The following is a 17,233-nucleotide window of genomic DNA, read 5'->3' on the forward strand; positions in this document are numbered from 1 at the left end:
CCCGCGTGGCGCGCCCCCCGCCGGGTGTCCGGCCGCTGGACGAGGCGGCGCAGGCGGGTGCCCGACCGCCCGGCTTCGTCCGCGGGACGCTCCCGCGTACGGCGGCTCATCGGCCCTCCCCCGGGGCCGCGAGGCCCGGGGCCGCGAGGCCCGCCGCCACCTGGGCGACGGTCAGGTACGGCAGCGGTGCCAGGATCTTCGCGGCCTGCGGGGCGAAGGACGGGGAGGCGACGATGACGTCCGCGGTGGGGCCGTCGGCCACGATGTCGCCCTCGGCCATGACGACGACCCGGTCGGCGCCCGCGGCCACGAATTCCACGTCGTGGGTGCAGACGACGACGCTGCGGCCCTCCGCGGCCAGCGCGTCCACGATGCCGATGAGCGCCTGCTTGGCCTGGTAGTCCAGGCCGCGGGTGGGCTCGTCGAGCAGGACGACCGAGGGGGCGGCGGAGAGCTGGATCGCCAGTACGAGAGCGAGCTTCTGGCCTTCGGAGAGGTCGCGGGGGTGCAGGTCGTCGGGGATGCCCGGGGCGAAGCGGTCCAGCAGGGTGCGGGCCGGGGCGGCGCCCGACTCGCGGTCGGCCTGGGCGAGTTCGGCGCCGACGGTCTCCAGGTAGAGCAGGTCGGTGGGGGTCTGCGGGACGAGCCCGACGCCGCGGGAGGGACCCGGGTCCGTCCGGCGGCCCCACCGGCGTACGCGGGCGGGTGCGGGCTCCCCGGTGGGAGGGCCCGCGAGCCGTACCGTCCCCGCCTGCCGGGGGCCCGCGCCGTGCAGGGCCCACAGCAGCGAGGACTTGCCGGATCCGTTGCGGCCCATGAGCGCCGTGACCTCTCCCGCGCGCAGGTCGAGGTCCGCCTCGCGGACGGCCACCGTGTCGCCGTAGCGGACGACCACCCCGCGGGCGGTGAGCAGCGGTGCGCCCGGCGGCGCGGGGGTGCGGGCGGGCGGTACGGCGGGGGCGTCGGCGAGGCGGCGGCGCAGGGTGGCGGCGGCGCGGCGGGCGTCGCGTACGGACAGCGGCAGCGGGTCCCAGCCGGCGAGCCGGCCGAGGTCGACGACGGGCGGGGCGACGGACGCGGTGCGGAAGGCCTCGGCGGGCAGGGCGTGGGTGACGGTGCCGTCGCCGGTGAGGTGGACGACGCGGTCGGCGTACTGCACGACGCGCTCCAGCCGGTGCTCGGCCAGGACGACGGTGACGCCGAGGTCGTGCACCAGCCGGGTCACGGCGGCCAGCACCTCCTCGGCGGCGGTCGGGTCGAGCGCGGAGGTCGGCTCGTCGAGCACCAGCACGCGCGGGTGGGCGGTGAGCACCGAGCCGATGGCGACCCGCTGCTGCTGGCCGCCGGACAGCTCGGCGAGTGCCCGGTGCCGCAGGTCGGCGAGGCCCAGCAGGTCGAGGGTCTCCTCGACGCGTTTGCGCATGACGTCGGCGGGCACCGCCAACTGCTCCATGGCGTAGGCGAGTTCCTCCTCGACGGTGTCGGTGACGAAGCCGGCCAGCGGATCCTGGCCCACCACGCCGACGACGTCGGCGAGTTCGCGCGGCGGGTGCCGGGCGGTGTCGCGGCCGTCGACGGTGACGCGGCCGGCGAGCGTGCCGCCGGTGAAGTGCGGCACGAGCCCGTTGACCGTACCCAGCAGGGTGGACTTGCCCGCGCCGGTACGGCCGACGACGAGGCAGAGCTCGCCCTCCTCGACGGTGAGGTCCACATCGCGCAGCACCGGCCGGTCGGCCCCGGCGTAGGTGACGCTGACGCGCTCGAAGCGGATCACAGCAGGGCCTCGCTCGTGGTCTGTGCGGTACGCGGCGGGGCCGCCGCGGACTTGGGGCCGTGCGCCGGGGGCGGCGGCGCGGTGACGGCGGCGGTCCCGGCGAGCAGGATCGCGGCGGCGGGCAGCCACGGCAGGGACGGCCAACGCAGCGGGTACAGGCTCGGGTTGAGGTCGGCGGCGTTGTAGCCGACGGTCAGGAAGAGCAGTACGGCGGTGGCCGCCCCGCAGCCGGCGACGGCCCATTCGGGCCCGCGCCACGGGTCGGGCCGGTAGCTCGTGCGGCGCACCCGGCGCCCGCCGACCGCGAGCCCGGCGCAGCACAGCAGGGAGCCGCCGAGCAGCGCCGGAAGGCCCAGCGCCTTGGGTGTGGTGCCGTCCAGCAGGCCGTAGACGCCGGTGCACAGCCCGAGCATGCCCGCGAGCATGAGGGCGGCGGTGGCCCGGCGGGCGCGGCGGGTGGCGGTGCCGGAGCGGCCGTATCCGCGCGAGTCCATGGCGGCGGCGAGGTACAGCGACCGCTCCAGGGCGTCTTCGAGCACCGGGATGAGGATCGACCGCAGCGCCCGCAGCCCCTTGGCCCGGTCGGCGCGCAGCCGGCGGGCCCTGGTCACCCGCTGGACGCTTTCGACGAGTTGGGGGGCGACGCTCATCGACACCGTGACGGCGACGCCGAGTTCGTACAGCGCGCCCGGCAGGACGCGCAGCGCGCGCTTGGGGTTGGCGAGGGTGTTGGCGGCGCCGATGCAGCACAGCAGGCAGGCCAGCCGCAGCCCGTCGATCGCGGCGGAGAGGGTGGCCTCCAGCGAGACGGGGCCGCCGAGTTGGATGCCGGCGTACCAGTCGGGGGTGGGGATGTGCGGGAGGCGGAAGAGGATGTGGTCGGTGGGGGTGATGCCGCTGGCGAAGACGCAGCGGAAGACCACGCGGATGGCGATGACGGCGAGCGCGAGCAGGAGGTAGTAGCGGAAGCCGCGGGCCCAGGGGGCGTCGGTGCGGCGTTCGCTGACGACGAGCGCGAGGACGGCGAGCACCAGCCCGAGCAGCAGCGGGTTGGTGGTGCGGCTCGCGGCGGTCGCCAGGCCCAGGCCCCACAGCCACCACGCCCCCGGGTGCAGCGTGCGCGGCAGCCGGCCGCCGCCGGCCGCGGGTGCCGTCATCGCGCGTTCCGCCGCTGCCGTACCCGGACGCCGATCAGGGCCGCGACGACGGCGACGACACCGGCGGTGATCGCCACCGGCAGGACGGAGCCGGAGGAGTGGTGGGCGGCGGCGGTCGGTTCGGCGTCCTGCGGCTGCGGCGCGGCGGAGGACACGGGGGCGGCGGTGGACGGCGCCGCGGTGGTGGCGGCGGGGGTGGGCGTCAGGGTGGCCGCGCTGGGGGTGCCGATGATCGTGGGTGACGGGTCGGTGTCCGCGCCGGAGGCGGTGGCGGACGGGTGCGGTGCGGTGGCGGGGCGCGTGGCGGCGGGGGGCTTGGGTTTGGCCGGTGCGGAGGTCTTGGTGCCGCCCGGCGCGGTGTTGCGGGCGCGGACGGTGTCCGGGGAGAAGGCCGGCCGGCCCTCGGTGCCCGCGATGTTGGTGGCGCCGAAGATCCACAGGTCCACGCTGCCGGGCTTCGGGTGGTAGCTCATGGCGCCCAACTGGCTGTAGGACCAGGTGTTCTGCCCCGGGTCCGCGTGCCAGTAGGACCAGTACGCGGTGGCCGGCGGGGTCAGCACGCAGGGCTCGTCCTTGGCGGTCGGGTATTGCGTGCCGCCTTGGTAACCGGCGTACCCGATACGGCAGATGAAGGCGGGACCATCGTGCTGCGTGCCGGTGGTGGCCCAACCCCCCTGGTTGAGCAGGGTGTAGCCGGTGGTGGGTGTCGTACCGCAGGAGCGCAGCAGCGGGCCGCCCCACTTCCGGAAGTCCACGGCCAGGACGACGCCCTGGGTGGTCGTGCACTTGCTCATGGGCTGCGCGGTGGCGGAGGCGGGGGCCGCGCCCACGGTCAGCCCGCCGCCGGCGAGGGCGGCGAGCAGACCGAGGACGGCGAGCAGGCGCGGCACGCGGGCCCGTACCCGGCGCACGGGCCTCACCGGTGGCTCCCCGCGCGCCGGGCGGCGGTCCTGCGCCGTACCGCCGCGAGCGCGGTACCGGCCGCGAGCAGCAGCGCGGCCAGGCCCGCCGCGGTCAGGGCGCTCGTGCCGGTCGCGGCGAGGGCGCCGCCGTGCGAGCCGTCGGCACCGGAACCGCCGTCGCCCGTACCGCCGCCGGAGGACGTGCCGCCGGAGCCGTGGTCGCCGCCGGTCGGGGTGACGGGGGCGAGCGCGTGGCTGAGGGTGGTAAGAGGGGTGCCGGCGAGGGCGGGGACGGCCTGGGTGGTGGAGCGGGTGTCGGAGTCCCCGGCGGCGTCGGTGATGCGGAAGCCGCCGTCCTTGTTCTGCACGGTGAGCAGGAACTCCTGCCCGCTGCGGGCCTGTTCGGGGCGGATCTTGTCGGTGGCGAGCAGCGCCTGCACGGCGAGCGCGGTCGAGTTGCTGCTCAGGCCCGCGGCGCCCTGGTAACCGCCGCTCTTCTGCTGGGCCTTGACGAGATACGCCCGTGCCGAGGCGAGGGCGTCGGCGCGGTCGGGGAGCAGGGCGAGGGCCTGGGCGGCGTAGCCGGTGGTGTCGACGTCGGAGGTGCAGTCGGCGCCGGGTGCGATCAGCTGCGAGGAGAAACCGCCGTCCGCGCACTGGAGTTGCAGCAGCCGGTCGACCGTGGCGGGCGGTGCGGTGACCCCGGCGCGGGTCAGCGCGAGCACGCCGAGGGCCTGCGAGACGGTCGAGTAGGCCTGGCTGAAGTCGCCGGGCGCGGTGCAGGCGCCGTCCGTCGTGGCGGCGGCGCAGACGTGGCCGGTGAGGGTGGCCGGCAGGTCGAAGCCGCCGAAGGTGTGCGGGTCCTGGCCCATGACCTCGGCGAGCAGGGTGAGTTTGGCGGCCGAGCCGCTGTACGGGCCGGGGTAGGCGGAGGTGCCCGCGGGGTCGGCGTAGTCGGCGACGTGCCCGGCGAGATACGCGGTGGCCTTCGTCAGCGCCGTGTCCTGGCCGCCGGTCGCGGCGAGCGCGAGGGCGAGGTCGGCGGTCTGGCCGTAGTCGGGCCCGTAGTCGTTCGCGAGGTGGTCGCCGCCCTTCAACTGCGCGACCAGGTACGCCGATCCGGCCGCCGCGGCCTTCTGGTCGCCGACGTCGCGCAGCAGCCGCCCGAAGGACGTGCCCACCGCGCCGCCGACCGCCTGGGTGGAGGCCCGCAGGTCGGAGTCCTTCTGGTCGGAGTCGGCGGCGACCCGGAAGCCGCCGTCCTTGTTCTGCTGGCCCGCGAGGAAGGCGCGCGCCCTGGCGATCTGCGGGGCGTAGCGCGTGCCCTCCAGGGCGAGGCCCTGGATCGCGAGGGCGGCGGAGTTGACGGAGTCGCCGGCCGCGCCGGGGAAGCCGCCGTCGGCGAGCTGCCTGCCCGCGAGCCAGGAGGCGCCCTCGGCCACCGCGTCCGCCGCGTCCTTGCCGGGCGCGAGGTCGAGGGCCATCATCGCCATCGCCGTGCTGTCGACCTCGGAGTCCCCGTGCGCGGGGATGAGGCTGGGCCAGGAGCCGTCCGCGTTCTGCAGGCTCTCCAGGTACGCGATCGGCCCGGCCGCCGCTGCCGTGTCGCCCGCCCGCAGCTGGGCGATGACGCCGAGGGACTGCGAGAAGACGGACGTCGCGTAGGCGTAGTTGCCCTTGGCGGCGCAGCCCGCAGAGGCGTCCGCGGCGGCGCACACGGTGGCGTCGAGGGCGGCGATCAGGTCGTGCCCGCCGAAGGCGCGCGGGTCGGCGCCGGTGACCTCGGCGGCGACGGCCTCCTTGGCGAGCGAGCCGCCCTGCGCGTACGCGGTGCCGATCAGCGTCCAGCCGTCGATGTCGCGGCCGTTGCCGTCCTTGCCGTGCTGGAGGAAGTCCGTGACACCGGCGAGGGTGTCGTCCGCGCCGCCCGCGGCGGACAGGGCGAACAGGCCGTCGATGGTGAGGCCGAAGTCGGCGAAACCGGATCCGGACTCGTAATAGTGGCCGTCGACGAGGTTGTCGCGGTCGACGAGGTAGGCGACGCCCTTGGCGAGGTCCGGGCCGGTGGCGGCGGCCGGCGGGGTGGTGGTCGGGGCGGCCGTGGTGGGCGTCGGGGAGGTGGTGGTGGGGGTGGGGGTCGTGAGGGGGTGGGTCAGCGTCGCCAGGTCGGTGCCGGTGGCGGCGAGGGTGGCGGCGGTGGAGGCGTAGACGTCCGGGTCGGTGGCCGAGGGGTCGCCGGTGAAGCCGCCGGCGTCGGTCTGCCGGGCGGCGAGCCAGCCGCGGGCGGCGGCGGCCTCGGCGGTGCGGCCGAGCAGGCCCAGCGCCTGGGCGGCGGACGCGGTCGTCGAGGTGTCGCCGTACGGCGCGCCGTCGTAGGCCGGGTAACTGCCGTCCGCGGACTGCTGCTTCAGCAGGTACGCGCCCGCCTTGTCCACCGCGTCCCCGGTACCGGGCAGGCCCTTGAGGGCGAGGACCGCCGCCGCGGTGGTCGCCGCGTTGGAGGTGCAGCGCTCGCCGCTGCCCAGCATGGAGCCGGAGAAGCCGCCGTCCGCGCACTGCATGCCGGTGAGCCGGTCGACGGCCGCGGCGGGCGGGGCGACGCCGCCGCGGGACAGCGCGAGCAGCGCCAGGGCCTGGGCGTCGGGCGAGGAGGCGCCGTAGAAGTCGCCGGGCGCGGTGCAATTGCCGAGGCTTCCCGCGACAGCGGTGCACACATGGTCGGTGAGGTCGGCGAGCAGGTCGCGGCCCCCGGTCTTCCTGGGGTCGCCGCCCAGGATCTCGGCGAGCAGCGCCAGGTTCGCGACGGCCGCCGGGCGCGGCACGGTGTCGGTGGCGTCGGGCAGCAGGTAGGCGTCGGCGTGCGCGGTCAGGTACGCGTCGAGCGCCCGCAGCGTGGCGTCCTGGCCGCCGGCCGCGGCCAGCGCGAGCGCGGTCTGCGCGGTGGAGGCGTAGTCGGTGCCGCCCCAGCCGTCGGGCACATGGTCGCCGCCCTCCAGTTGGCCCGTCAGCCAGGTCGCGGCCGCCGCGATGTCGGCGGGCCGCGCCGGGGTGGTGGGCGGCACGCTGGTCGGGGGCGCGCTGGTGGGCGGCGCGCTGGTCGGGGTGCCGCCGCCCTGGGCGCGTACGTCGTCCGGGGTGAAGGGCGGCTGGCCGGTGGTGCCGCCGATGTCGGTGGGGCCGAACGTCCACGCCTCGACCTCGCCGTCGGCCGGGTGGTCGCTGAACGCGCCGAGCGGGCTGTAGGCCCAGGTGTCCTGCCCGGCGGGCGCGATCCAGAAGGACCAGTACGCGTCGGCGGGCGGTGTCAGCACGCAGGCCTCGTCGGCGGGCGTCGGGTAGGGGGTGCCGCTGTCGAAGCCGTCGTTGCCGATCCGGCAGATGAAGCCGGGGCCGTCGTGCACCGTCCCGGCCGTGGTGAACCCGGCGTTGTGCAGCAGGTTGATACCCGTGGTGGGGTGCGCGTCGCAGCCGCGCAGCACCGGGCCGCCCCAGTGCCCGTAGTCCACCGCGACGATCGCGCCGGTCGTCGCCGTGCAGTCGCCGATCGGGTCGGCGTGTGCCGCGCCCGCCGACGTGACCAGCCCGGCGGTGCCGGCGAGCGTCGCCCCGGCGGTGAGCAGTACGGCGGTACGCGGCAGTCCACGGCCGCGGCGCCGGAAGAGTCGAAGCACGGGTCCCCCCGAGGTCGGCCGGCGGGGAGGGCGGGCCGCGGAGGAACGGGCGGCAGCTGGGCGGCGCCGGCCGGGTCGTCCGTGCCGTAGTCCTCGACGGCGATCGTGACTTGCTGTTCAGCGCAGGTAATCCGGCTCGCCCCCTGGACGGGGGCCTACGGTTGCGGGTCAGCGCCGGACTTCGACCGGCTTCCCCTGGCTGCTGAATCGGAAATGCGTTTCATGGCACCACGCGATCCGCTGTGACGTCAATGTCGCGCACAGTCGCGTGCCCCGCACGGGGCGGGAGGCGTGCCGACCCGCGTTCCCCGCCGCGCCCCCTCCCCCGGGATACCGTGTAGGCGTTCAGCCGACTGAAGAGTGGGGCGGGTATGGCGGAGGCGGGCGGGCGCGGTGTCCGGTAGCCCGCCGCTGCGCGTGCCCGTGGGGCGGGACGCCCCGCGCTGGACGACCTTCCGGGGCGAGCGCACGCTCGTCGTCGCCGCGCGTACGGTCACCTCGACCGTACGGGCACTGGAAACGCTTCCGGCGCTGCTGCGGGACGACCCCCGGGTGACCGTCGTCTTCGCCTACGACCCGACGTCCGCGTTCAGTTCGGGCGTGCTGGACCTGCTGAGCGGCAGCGGGTGCCGGGTCATGCCGTGGGAGCAGCTGGCGGACGTCTCCCCCGACCTCATCGTCTCGGCGAGCGAGAACATCGAGGTGCCCGAGGGCGACTGCCCGGTGCTGGTGCTGCCGCACGGCATCGGCTTCCAGAAGCTCGTCCCGGACTCCCGCAGCGCGCGGACCCGGCTGTCCGGTGTGGTGCCGGACGCGCTGCTGGAGAGCGGGCGGGCCTGGCTCGCGGTGTCGCACCCGGCGCAGGAGGAGCAGTTGGTCGCCGCCCACCCGAAGGCGGCCGGGCGGACGCTGCTGGTGGGCGACCCCTGCTTCGACGAGCTGGCCGCCAGCCGTCCGCGCCGGGCGGCGTACCGTACGGCGCTGGGCGTCGCGGAGCACCAGCGGCTGGTCGTGGTCAGCTCCACGTGGGGCCCCACCTCGCTGCTGGGCCGGCACCCGGACCTGCTCCCGCGGCTGCTCGCGCAGCTGCCCTGCGACGAATACCGGGTCGGCGCGATCATCCACCCCAACGTGTGGTCGGGCCACGGGGCGTGGCAGATCCGTACGCTGCTGGCCTCCGCGCTGGACGCGGGCCTGCTGCTGATCCCCGCCGTCCACGCGTGGCGGCCCGCGCTCGTCGCCGCGCACGTGCTGGTGGGCGACCACGGCTCGGTGACGCTCTACGGCGCGGCCAGCGGAACACCCGTCCTGCTGACGGGGATCGGCGCGGACGCGGTGCCGGGTACGGCCGTCCACGCGCTGGCCGCCGCCGCGCCGCGGCTCGAACCCCGCGGGGATCTGCTCGGGCAGGTGCGGGCGGCCGCGGCGGAGCAGCACGCGGCCGAGCGGTACGCCGAGGTCGCCGGCCAGGCCTTCGCCGAGCCCGGCCACGCGCTCGCCCGCCTGCGCGGCGCCGTCTACCGCTTCCTGGAGCTGCCGGAACCGGCCGCGGCGCCGCCGGCGCCCCTCGTACTGCCGGCCGCGGACTCCCCTGCCGGGCCGGTCACGTCGTGGCTGGTGACGACGGGCGTGGCGGCGGGCGGCGACGCGCCGGTCGTCACCGTCCGCCGTGTCCCGGCGGCGGTCGCCGGGTACGCGGCCGCGGGTCCGGACACCGGCGCGTCCTTCACCCACCTGGCGAGCACGGACGACGAGCGCGACCACCGGCTGACCGAGAGCGCCTCCGTCCTGCTGCGCGCCCGCCCCGCCGCCACGGCCGTCGAGGCGCTGCGCTGGATCGGGGACCGCCTCGACGAGCTGCCCGGCGCCCTCCTCGCGGCCGCGGCCGTCCGTGGCGGCGGCACACTGGTCGGGCTCAGGGACGGCCGCGTCGTGGAGGTGGACGCGACCGGTCCCACGCGCGACCCGGGCCTGCCCGCCGCGGTCGTCCACGCCTGCCTGCTCACCGGCGCGCCGCTGGACGGCGCGGTGGTGACGCTGCGGGTGGGCGAGCGGCCGGGCGAGGACGCGGCCCTGCGGCTGCGCCCCGCGCCCCTGGCCCGTTAGGGCGTGTCGTCCTCGAAGGTGTCCAGCCAGCGGTCCATGGCCTGCGCCTGGTCGTTGCCGACCGCCGCGTAGATCTCCCGGGCCCGGCGCACATAGCCGCGGACCTGCTCCGTACGCCCCTCGACCGACTCCGTCACGCGGGCGAGCAGCTCCAGCGCCTGCGCGGCGTAGTGCTCCGCGTCGTTCTCCTCCAGCGCCCGTACCGCCGCGCGCAGTTCGCGTACCGCGTCGTCGGTCTCGCCGAGCCGGGCGTGGACGGCGCCGATGCCCGCGCCCACCCGGGCGGCCATCCGCGGGTCGGGCTCGGCGAGCGCCGCGAAGGCGTCCCGGGCCCGGTGCAGCGTGGCCATCGCCCCGGCCGCGTCGCCGTCGACGTGCTGCGCGCGCCCGAGGAAGAAGAGGGCGAGGGCGGCGCCGCGCGGATCCCCGGCGCGCTCGTTGAGTTCCAGGCAGCGGCGCAGCGTGTCGACGGCTCCCGACAGCTCGAAGGGCGTCTGGTAGCGCCCGAGGAATTCCAGCACCGAGGCATGGACGTGGAGGTCGCCCGACACCGCGGCGAGCGCCTCGGCCCGCCGCAGCTCCCTGCCCGCTCCCCCGGTGTCGAGCAGGTCCAGCAGCGGGCGGGAGAGCAGGCTGCGCAGCCGCGCCTCCCCGGCCGTGGCCAGCGCGACGTCCTCGGCCGTGGTCGCCCGCTCCGCGGCCCGCGCCGCGGCGTCGGCGCCCAGCTCCAGCGACTCCTTCCACGCACCGAGGTAGCGGTGGTGCAGGAAGAGGACGGTGAAGGCCTCGGCCAGCGGCCACACCAGGGAGTACAGCTCGTGCGCCGTGGCCGCGCGCAGCACCGCGAGGATCGCGGCCCGTTCGGTGTCCAGCCATTCCAGCGGGGCCGGTCCGCCGGGCGCGGCGAAGGGATCGTCGGCGTCGCGCAGCAGCTCGTCGAGCCGGGCCACCCGCAGCCGGTCCCGCCGCACCGCGCGGTCGGCGAGCGCGGCCAGCGCGAGGTAGTGCCGCGCCACCCGCTCGGTCAGCTCGGCGTACGCGGACCCGGGCTCCTCCTCCACCGCGCGCTCGCGCGCGTGCAGGCGGACCAGGTCGTGGACGTGGTAGCGGCCGCCCCGCACGGTCTCGACGAGGCTCGCCTTCACCAGGACGCCCAGCAGCCGCTTGGCCGCCGCCGCGTCCACCCCGGCGGCGGCCGCCGCCACCCCGGCGTCGAAGTCGCTCGACGGCAGCCAGCCCAGCAGCCGGTAGAGCCGCGCCGCCTCCGGCGGCAGCAGGCGGTACGAAGGTCCAAGAGCGACGGACACCGGCGACTCCTCCCCGAACAGCGACAGGCCCGCCAGCCGGCCGGCCTCCTCCTCCAGCTCCGCGGCCAGCTCGGCCAGGGTCAGACCGCCGCCGGTGACCAGCCGGGCGGCCGCGACCTGCAAGGCCACCGGCAGGCCGCCGCACAGCTCCACGAGTCTTTCGGCGGCCTCCCGTTCGGCCTCGACGGCCTGCTCGCCGCACCGGTCCCTCAGCAGCGCCAGCCCGCCGTGCGCGTCCAGCGGCCCGACCGGGATCGGCCGGGCGCCGCCGTCCAGGAACAGCTCGGCGAGCCGCCCCTGGCTCGTGACCAGCACGGCGCTGCCCGCGCCCTTCGGGATCAGCGCCCGCACCTGGGAGGCCGCGGTCACATCGTCCAGGACGAGCAGGATGCGCAGCTCCGCCGAGCGCGACCGGAAGAGGTTGGTGCGGGCCGCGACAGAGGCGGGGATGTCCCGGTCACCGCCCGGGAGCGACTTCAGGCACATGGCCAGCGCCTCGGAGACGTCGCCCGCCGGTGCCGACGGCGCGGCCTGGTCGCGCAGCGCGGCGAAGTCGACGTAGAGCTGGCCGTCGGGGAAGCGCTCGCGCGCCAGCTCCGCCCAGCGGCGGGCGGTGGCCGTCTTCCCCACGCCGGGGAGCCCTTCGAGGACCCCGACGCCGACGCCCGTCCCGCCCAACGCCGTGTCCAGAGCGGTCAGTTCGGCCCGCCGGTTGCTGAACGGAACGGTCACGGGCGGGACCTGGTCCGGCCGTACCCGCCCGTCCGGCTCGGGGGCCGCGGCGGGGCGGACGTTGAAGACGATGCCGCCGTGGATGTGCGAGCCCTGGAAGGCGGGGCCGTGGTTCACGCCGCCGCTGACCAGGCTGACGAAGCCCCGCGAGGTGTCCGGTGCCAGCTCCGCCAGCAGCCCCGCCAGCTCGGCCGGGGCGCCGGGGTCGTCCCGGAAGATCACCGCCAGCCGCTCCTGCCAGCGCTGCCGGACGTCGGCGAGGGCGACCTCGTCCCCCGTCTCCCGCGCCCGCAGCGCCTCCCGACTCTCCTCCTGGAGCTCCCCGTCGACGGGCGCGCCGCCGGACCCCCGGCGCAGGAACCGGGCCACGGGCCGCCGCACCCGTTCGAAGGCCTCCGACACCAGCAGTTCGACGAACGCCGTGGCACCAGACGTCGCAAGTGCCGCCAACTCGGGCTCCACACAACCCCCTTCGGGTCACCGCGGGCGCGCAGCCGCGGACACCCACCGTAGGCACTTCGCCGCCGCTTGCACATAGCGGCTCGCCCGTGCGAGCTGACGTGACGTCAACCCGTGCGCGGCGGCGCGCGGGGGGCGCCGGTGGTCAGCCCGTCAGGATGACGTCGAGGGTGCGGGGGCCGTGGACGCCCTCCACGCGGTCGAGTTCGATGTCGCTCGTGGCGGAGGGGCCGGAGATCCAGGTGAGGGGGCAGGTGGGGTCCAGGCGGGCGAGGGCCTCGGCGAGGGACGCCACGGTCTGGTCGGCGGTGCGGACGACGCAGATGTGGTGGTCGGGGGCGAGGGTCAGCACCCGGCGACCCTGGGCGGGGCCGGCGTCCAGGACGATGGTGCCGGTCACGGCGACGGCCACCCGGCAGCCGGTCAGCACGCTGTCCACACCGTCCAGTTCGAGGGCGGTGAGCGGGTGTTCGGCCGTGTCCTCGCGGATGTCGACGCCGACCGTGTCCGCGAGCCAGGCCGCGGGCAGGCCCGGGGGTACGGCGACGCTGCGCGCCCCGCGCCCGGCGAGCAGCCTCGCCACCACCGCGGGCAACTCGGCCTCGGCGGCGCGGTGGACGCGGGCGCGGTAGTCGGCGAGGTTCTCGGCGAGCAGGTCGACGAGGGCGCGGTGGTCCTGCGCCGGGGGCGCGGGGTCGGGGGCGTCGGCCGTCGCCTCGCGGATACGGGCCAGGATGGCGTCACGGCTGCTGCTCACGGGGTCTGCTCCTCACGGGATGCGGCGTGGTCCCGCCACCACGCGCGGAAGGGCTGCTCCGGCATCCGGGGCAGGTCCCGCTCGGCGGACCAGGCGGCCGCCGGGCCGGGCAGCGGGAGGGAGCGCGGGTGCAGGGCGCGGGTCGCGGAGGCCGCGCGTTCGGCGGCGGCCAGCGCGGCGGGGTGGTCGAGCAGCCAGGTGGCCGCGCGCATCGCGGCGCGCTCGGCGCGGTGGCCGGGCTGCTCGGCGACCCGCTCGCGCAGGTGCACCAGCACCTCCGGGATGTCGATGGCCACCGGGCACACCTCGTAGCAGGCCCCGCACAACGACGAGGCGAAGGGCAGCGAGGCGTCCACCTCGCTCTGGGTGCCCCGCAGTTGGGGGGTGAGCACGGCGCCGATCGGGCCCGGGTAGGCGGAGCCGTACGCGTGGCCGCCGGCCCGCTCGTAGACGGGGCAGACGTTCAGGCAGGCCGAGCAGCGGATGCAGCGCAGCACCTGGCGGCCCACGTCGTCGGCGAGCGTCGCGGTGCGGCCGTTGTCGAGCAGCACGAGGTGGAAGTCGCGCGGGCCGTCGCCCGGCGTGGTGCCGGTCCACATCGTGGTGTACGTGTTCATCCGCTCGGCGGTGGACGAGCGCGGCAGCAACTGGAGGAAGACGTCCAGGTCCTCCCACCGCGGCAGCACCTTCTCGATGCCGACGACGGAGATCAGCGTCTCGGGCAGCGTCAGGCACATCCGCCCGTTGCCCTCGGACTCGACGACCACGAGGGTGCCGGTCTCGGCGATCATGAAGTTGGCGCCGGAGACGGCGACCTTGGCCCGCAGGAACTTCTCCCGCAGGTGCAGCCGTGCGGCCTCGGCGAGTTCGGCGGGCCGGTCGGTGAGCCCCTCGGGCGCGGGGCGGCCCCACTGGGCCATCTTCTCCGTGAAGATGTCGCGGATCTCGGTGCGGTTGCGGTGGATCGCGGGCACCAGGATGTGCGAGGGCAGGTCGTCGCCGAGCTGCACGATCAGCTCGGCGAGGTCCGTCTCGTAGGCGGTGATGCCCTCCTCGGCGAGGGCCGCGTTGAGGCCGATCTCCTGCGTGGCCATCGACTTGACCTTGACGACCTCCGTCTCGCCGGTCGCCCGCACCAGGTCGGCCACGATGCGGTTGGCCTCGTCCGCGTCGGCGGCCCAGTGCACGGTGCCGCCCGCGGCGGTGACCGCGTCCTCCAGCTGCGTGAGGTACGTGCCGAGGTGGCGCAGCGTGTGGTCCTTGATCCGGCGGCCGGCCTGCCGCAGCTCCTCCCAGTCGGCCAGCTCGCCCACCGCGCGGGCGCGCTTGTCGCGGATGGTGTGGGTGGCGTGCCGCAGGTTCGCGCGCAGCCCGGCGTCCTTCGTGGCGGTCTTCGCGGCCTTCGGGAAGGCCGGCATGCCCAGGTACGTACCGCTCATGCGGGCCTCCAGGGGTCGGTTTCGGTGGCGGCGAGGATCTCCGCGAGGTGCACGGCCGAGAGGGCGGCGCCCTGCCGGTGCAGGAGGCCCTCGAGGTGCAGCAGGCAGGAGCTGTCGGCCCCGCACAGCACGTCGGCGCCGCTGTCCAGGGCGCTGCGCACCTTGTCGGCGCCCATGGCCGCGGAGACGTCCGGGTTCTTGACGGCGAAGGTGCCGCCGAAGCCGCAGCATTCGTCGGCGCCGGTCAACTCGACCATTTCCAGGCCGCGTACGGCGCCCAGCAGGGCGAGCGGCCGGGTGCCGAGGCCGAGGGTGCGCAGTCCGTGGCAGGACGGGTGGTAGGCCACCTGGTGCGGGAAGTACGCGCCGACGTCGGTGACGCCCAGCACGTCGACCAGGAATTCGGTCAGTTCCCGTACCCGCGGCACGATCTCCCCCGCGGCGGCGGCGAGTTCGGGGCCGCGGCCCTCGCCTTCCGCGCGGGCGCCGATCCGCGGGTAGTTCTCGCGGACCATCGCCGCGCAGGACCCGGAGGGGGTGACGACGTGGTCGTAGCCCTCGAAGGCCCGCGCCATGCGCAGCACCAGGGGCTCGGTCATCCGCCGGTAGCCGGTGTTGAACTGCGGCTGCCCGCAGCACGACTGGGCGGCGGGGAAGTCCACTCGCACGCCGAGCCGCTCCAGCAGCGTGACGGTCGCGATGGCGGCACGCGGCAGCACGGCGTCGTTGACGCAGGTGGCGAACAGGGCGACGCGCACAGGGGGTTGTCCTTCCGGGAGGGGGCGCGGTGGTGCGGGCGGCCGGGGAGCCGCGGTCCGGTCGTGCCGAGCCGCGCCTCCCGGTCCGGGTCAGTCGACGCCGAGGCCGAGGCGGGCGGCCGCCGCGTCCCACGGGGCGCGCGGGCCCGCCGGTTCGTAGCGGCGCAGCGGCTGCGTGGCGGCGACCAGGCGGCGCAGGTCGTGGCGGTCGTGGACGAGGCCGCGGGCGCGGGCCTGGACCAGGACGTTGCCCAGCGCGGTGGCCTCGACCGGGCCCGCCACCACGGGCAGGCCCGTCGCGTCGGCGGTGAGCCGGCACAGCAGCTCGTTGCGGGCGCCGCCGCCGACGAGGTGGACGGTGCGGATCTCCTGCCCGGCGAGCCGGGCGGCGGCGCGCAGGGTGCGGGCGTGGGCCAGGGCGAGCGCCTCCAGGACCGTGCGGACCAGCGAGCCGCGGTCGGCCGGGGGGCGCTGGCCGGTGCGGCGGCAGAAGGCGTCGATCCGGGCGGGCATGTCGCCGGGCGCGGCGAATTCCGGGTCGTCCGGGTCGATGACGGCGGCGAAGGCGGGCGCGGCGGCCGCCCGCGCGACCAGCTCCTCGTGGCCGGGCGCCGTACCGTCCTGGAGGGCCCAGGTGCGGCGGGACTCCTCCAGCAGCCACATGCCCATGATGTTGCGCAGGAAGCGCACGGTGCCGTCGATGCCGCGCTCGTTGGTGAAGTTGGCGCCGCGCGCACCGCCGTCCGGCGGCTGGCGTACGGGCTCACGGCCGCGCTGCCGGCCGCGGCGCTGCTGGCCGGCGCGCACACGGCCGGGGCCGCGGGCGCCCCGACGTACTACATCGACAACAGCGCCGCCTCGCAGTGCTCCGACGCGGGCCCGGGCACCAGTCCCGACCGGCCCTGGTGCGACTTCACCTCGGTCAATGGCACCACGCTCGCCGCCGGCACGCAGGTGCTGCTGGCCCGCGGTGACACCTGGACCCAGTCGCTGCACCTCAGCGGCTCGGGCACGTCCGCGGCCTGGATCACGCTCGGCGCGTACGGGTCGGGCAACCGCCCGGTCATCTCCGGGAGCGGCAACGCGACCGACCGCACGGTGGTGCTCACCGACCCCGACCACTGGCACGTCCAGGACCTGGAGCTGACGCACGCCGGTGAGGGCCTGCTCGTCATGTACAGCACGCTCGGGCACCAGGGCCTCGACGTCCACGGCGTCTACGCCCACGACCTGGCCGGCATCGTCAACCGCAGCCCCGTGCAGTCCGACTTCCCGCAGTTGCAGTATTCGACCGGCATCCTGGTGGACGCCTCGTCCGCGCCCGTGACCGCGGCGGGCCAGACGGTCGTGAACGGGGTGTCGATCCACGACAACGCCTACGACGCGACCCCGCAGGGCCTGGTCAACGACGTGGACGGCTCCCCGGAGATCGCCAACATCACGCAGTCCGGCAACACCGTGACCACCGCGCAGTACGTCGCCCCGCTCCCCTTCAACGGCGAGCAGGGCAGGGGCGGCTGGTCCCAGCAGGCCTACGACCTCAGCAGCTGGCAGAACCTGACCGCGTACGACGCCCCCACCAACACCTGGACCGGGCTCGGCGGCTCCTTCGTCAACGCCTTCCAGCTCCGTCCCGGCAGCGGGCAGACGTCCGACGCGTGGGTCGCCCGCACCTGGACCGCCCCCGCCACCGGCACGGTCACCGTCCACGGCCGGATCTTCAAGGACGACGCGGACAACGCCGCCGACACCGACGGCGTGCACGCCCTGATCGAGCACAACGGCACCGCCGTGTGGCCGTCCGCCCCCGACTACGTCACCTACCGCGCCCTCGCCCCCACCGACCGCTCCGGCTACGCCACCGACGTCACCCTCCAGGTGACGGCCGGCGACGTGATCCGCTTCGTCGTCACCTCCGACCCCGGCTTCAGCAACGCGGGCGACACGACGAGCTGGAGCCCGAGCATCTCGTACACCTCCTGATCCTCCAGGCAGCGCGAAAGGGCGGCGGGGCCGGAATGGCCCCGCCGCCCTTTCGTCTCGCTTTTTCCGGTGACGGATCAGTACGCGGAGTCCACGTTGTCCATCGTGCCGTAGCGGTCGGCCGCGTAATTGCAGGCGGCGGTGATGTTCGCGACCGGGTCGTAGATGTTGTGCGAGGTGCCGGCCAC

10 protein-coding genes, 2 pseudogenes and 1 riboswitch are annotated in these 17,233 nt (G+C 76.0%); of the genes and pseudogenes, 2 read left to right on the plus strand and 10 right to left on the minus strand.

What is annotated here, in order from left to right:
* Window positions 1-106: 106 nt before the first annotated feature.
* From ACH4SL_RS34795 to ACH4SL_RS34810, 4 genes are read right to left on the minus strand one after another with little or no spacing between them, the layout of a single operon-like run.
* Window positions 107-1,774: an ABC transporter ATP-binding protein gene (locus ACH4SL_RS34795; RefSeq protein ID WP_398453620.1), complete on the minus strand. Its 1,668-nt coding sequence runs from the start codon at window positions 1,772-1,774 to the stop codon at window positions 107-109.
* A complete protein-coding gene (locus tag ACH4SL_RS34800) occupies window positions 1,771-2,931 on the minus strand; it encodes a CbiQ family ECF transporter T component (RefSeq protein ID WP_398453622.1) in 1,161 nt (386 codons plus the stop codon). Before ACH4SL_RS34800 ends, ACH4SL_RS34795 begins: the two co-directional genes overlap by 4 nt.
* On the minus strand, window positions 2,928-3,851 hold the full coding sequence (locus ACH4SL_RS34805; protein WP_398453625.1) for a hypothetical protein: 924 nt from the start codon (window positions 3,849-3,851) through the stop codon (window positions 2,928-2,930). Before ACH4SL_RS34805 ends, ACH4SL_RS34800 begins: the two co-directional genes overlap by 4 nt.
* On the minus strand, window positions 3,848-7,504 hold the full coding sequence (locus ACH4SL_RS34810; RefSeq protein ID WP_398453627.1) for a prenyltransferase/squalene oxidase repeat-containing protein: 3,657 nt from the start codon (window positions 7,502-7,504) through the stop codon (window positions 3,848-3,850). Before ACH4SL_RS34810 ends, ACH4SL_RS34805 begins: the two co-directional genes overlap by 4 nt.
* A gap of 103 nt (window positions 7,505-7,607) precedes the next feature.
* A riboswitch (cobalamin riboswitch) is annotated at window positions 7,608-7,755 on the minus strand.
* A gap of 142 nt (window positions 7,756-7,897) precedes the next feature.
* On the opposite strand from ACH4SL_RS34810, the gene ACH4SL_RS34815 reads away from it, so the two are divergent.
* Window positions 7,898-9,610: a hypothetical protein gene (locus tag ACH4SL_RS34815; RefSeq protein ID WP_398453629.1), complete on the plus strand. Its 1,713-nt coding sequence runs from the start codon at window positions 7,898-7,900 to the stop codon at window positions 9,608-9,610.
* On the opposite strand, the gene ACH4SL_RS34820 is transcribed toward ACH4SL_RS34815, so the two are convergent.
* The 5 genes and pseudogenes from ACH4SL_RS34820 to ACH4SL_RS34840 form a co-directional block, all read right to left on the minus strand.
* Complete coding sequence (locus tag ACH4SL_RS34820) at window positions 9,607-12,111, minus strand: NB-ARC domain-containing protein (protein ID WP_398453632.1); 2,505 nt, start codon at window positions 12,109-12,111, stop codon at window positions 9,607-9,609. The two genes, ACH4SL_RS34815 and ACH4SL_RS34820, sit on opposite strands and share 4 nt — an antisense overlap.
* Window positions 12,112-12,253: 142 nt before the next feature.
* The gene (locus ACH4SL_RS34825; RefSeq protein WP_398453634.1) at window positions 12,254-12,865 is read right to left on the minus strand and encodes a lactate utilization protein C; all 612 of its coding nucleotides are present in this window, start codon (window positions 12,863-12,865) and stop codon (window positions 12,254-12,256) included.
* Window positions 12,862-14,304 carry a lactate utilization protein B gene (locus ACH4SL_RS34830; protein WP_398453637.1) on the minus strand — a complete coding sequence of 481 codons (1,443 nt, stop codon included), beginning with the start codon at window positions 14,302-14,304 and terminating at the stop codon, window positions 12,862-12,864. Before ACH4SL_RS34830 ends, ACH4SL_RS34825 begins: the two co-directional genes overlap by 4 nt.
* A complete protein-coding gene (locus tag ACH4SL_RS34835; protein ID WP_398453640.1) occupies window positions 14,301-15,062 on the minus strand; it encodes a (Fe-S)-binding protein in 762 nt (253 codons plus the stop codon). Before ACH4SL_RS34835 ends, ACH4SL_RS34830 begins: the two co-directional genes overlap by 4 nt.
* Before the next feature lie 90 nt (window positions 15,063-15,152).
* Window positions 15,153-15,797: pseudogene (locus ACH4SL_RS34840) on the minus strand (FGGY-family carbohydrate kinase); the annotation flags it as partial.
* Between the two features lie 219 nt (window positions 15,798-16,016).
* On the opposite strand from ACH4SL_RS34840, the gene ACH4SL_RS34845 reads away from it, so the two are divergent.
* Complete coding sequence (locus ACH4SL_RS34845; protein WP_398453642.1) at window positions 16,017-17,045, plus strand: hypothetical protein; 1,029 nt, start codon at window positions 16,017-16,019, stop codon at window positions 17,043-17,045.
* Window positions 17,046-17,122: 77 nt separating this feature from the next.
* On the opposite strand, the pseudogene ACH4SL_RS34850 reads toward ACH4SL_RS34845, so the two are convergent.
* Window positions 17,123-17,233 (minus strand): annotated as a pseudogene (locus tag ACH4SL_RS34850) (lytic transglycosylase); the annotation flags it as partial.

The organism is Streptomyces sp. NPDC021020, from assembly GCF_044333285.1.
In the GTDB taxonomy this organism is placed as follows: Bacteria; Actinomycetota; Actinomycetes; order Streptomycetales; family Streptomycetaceae; genus Actinacidiphila.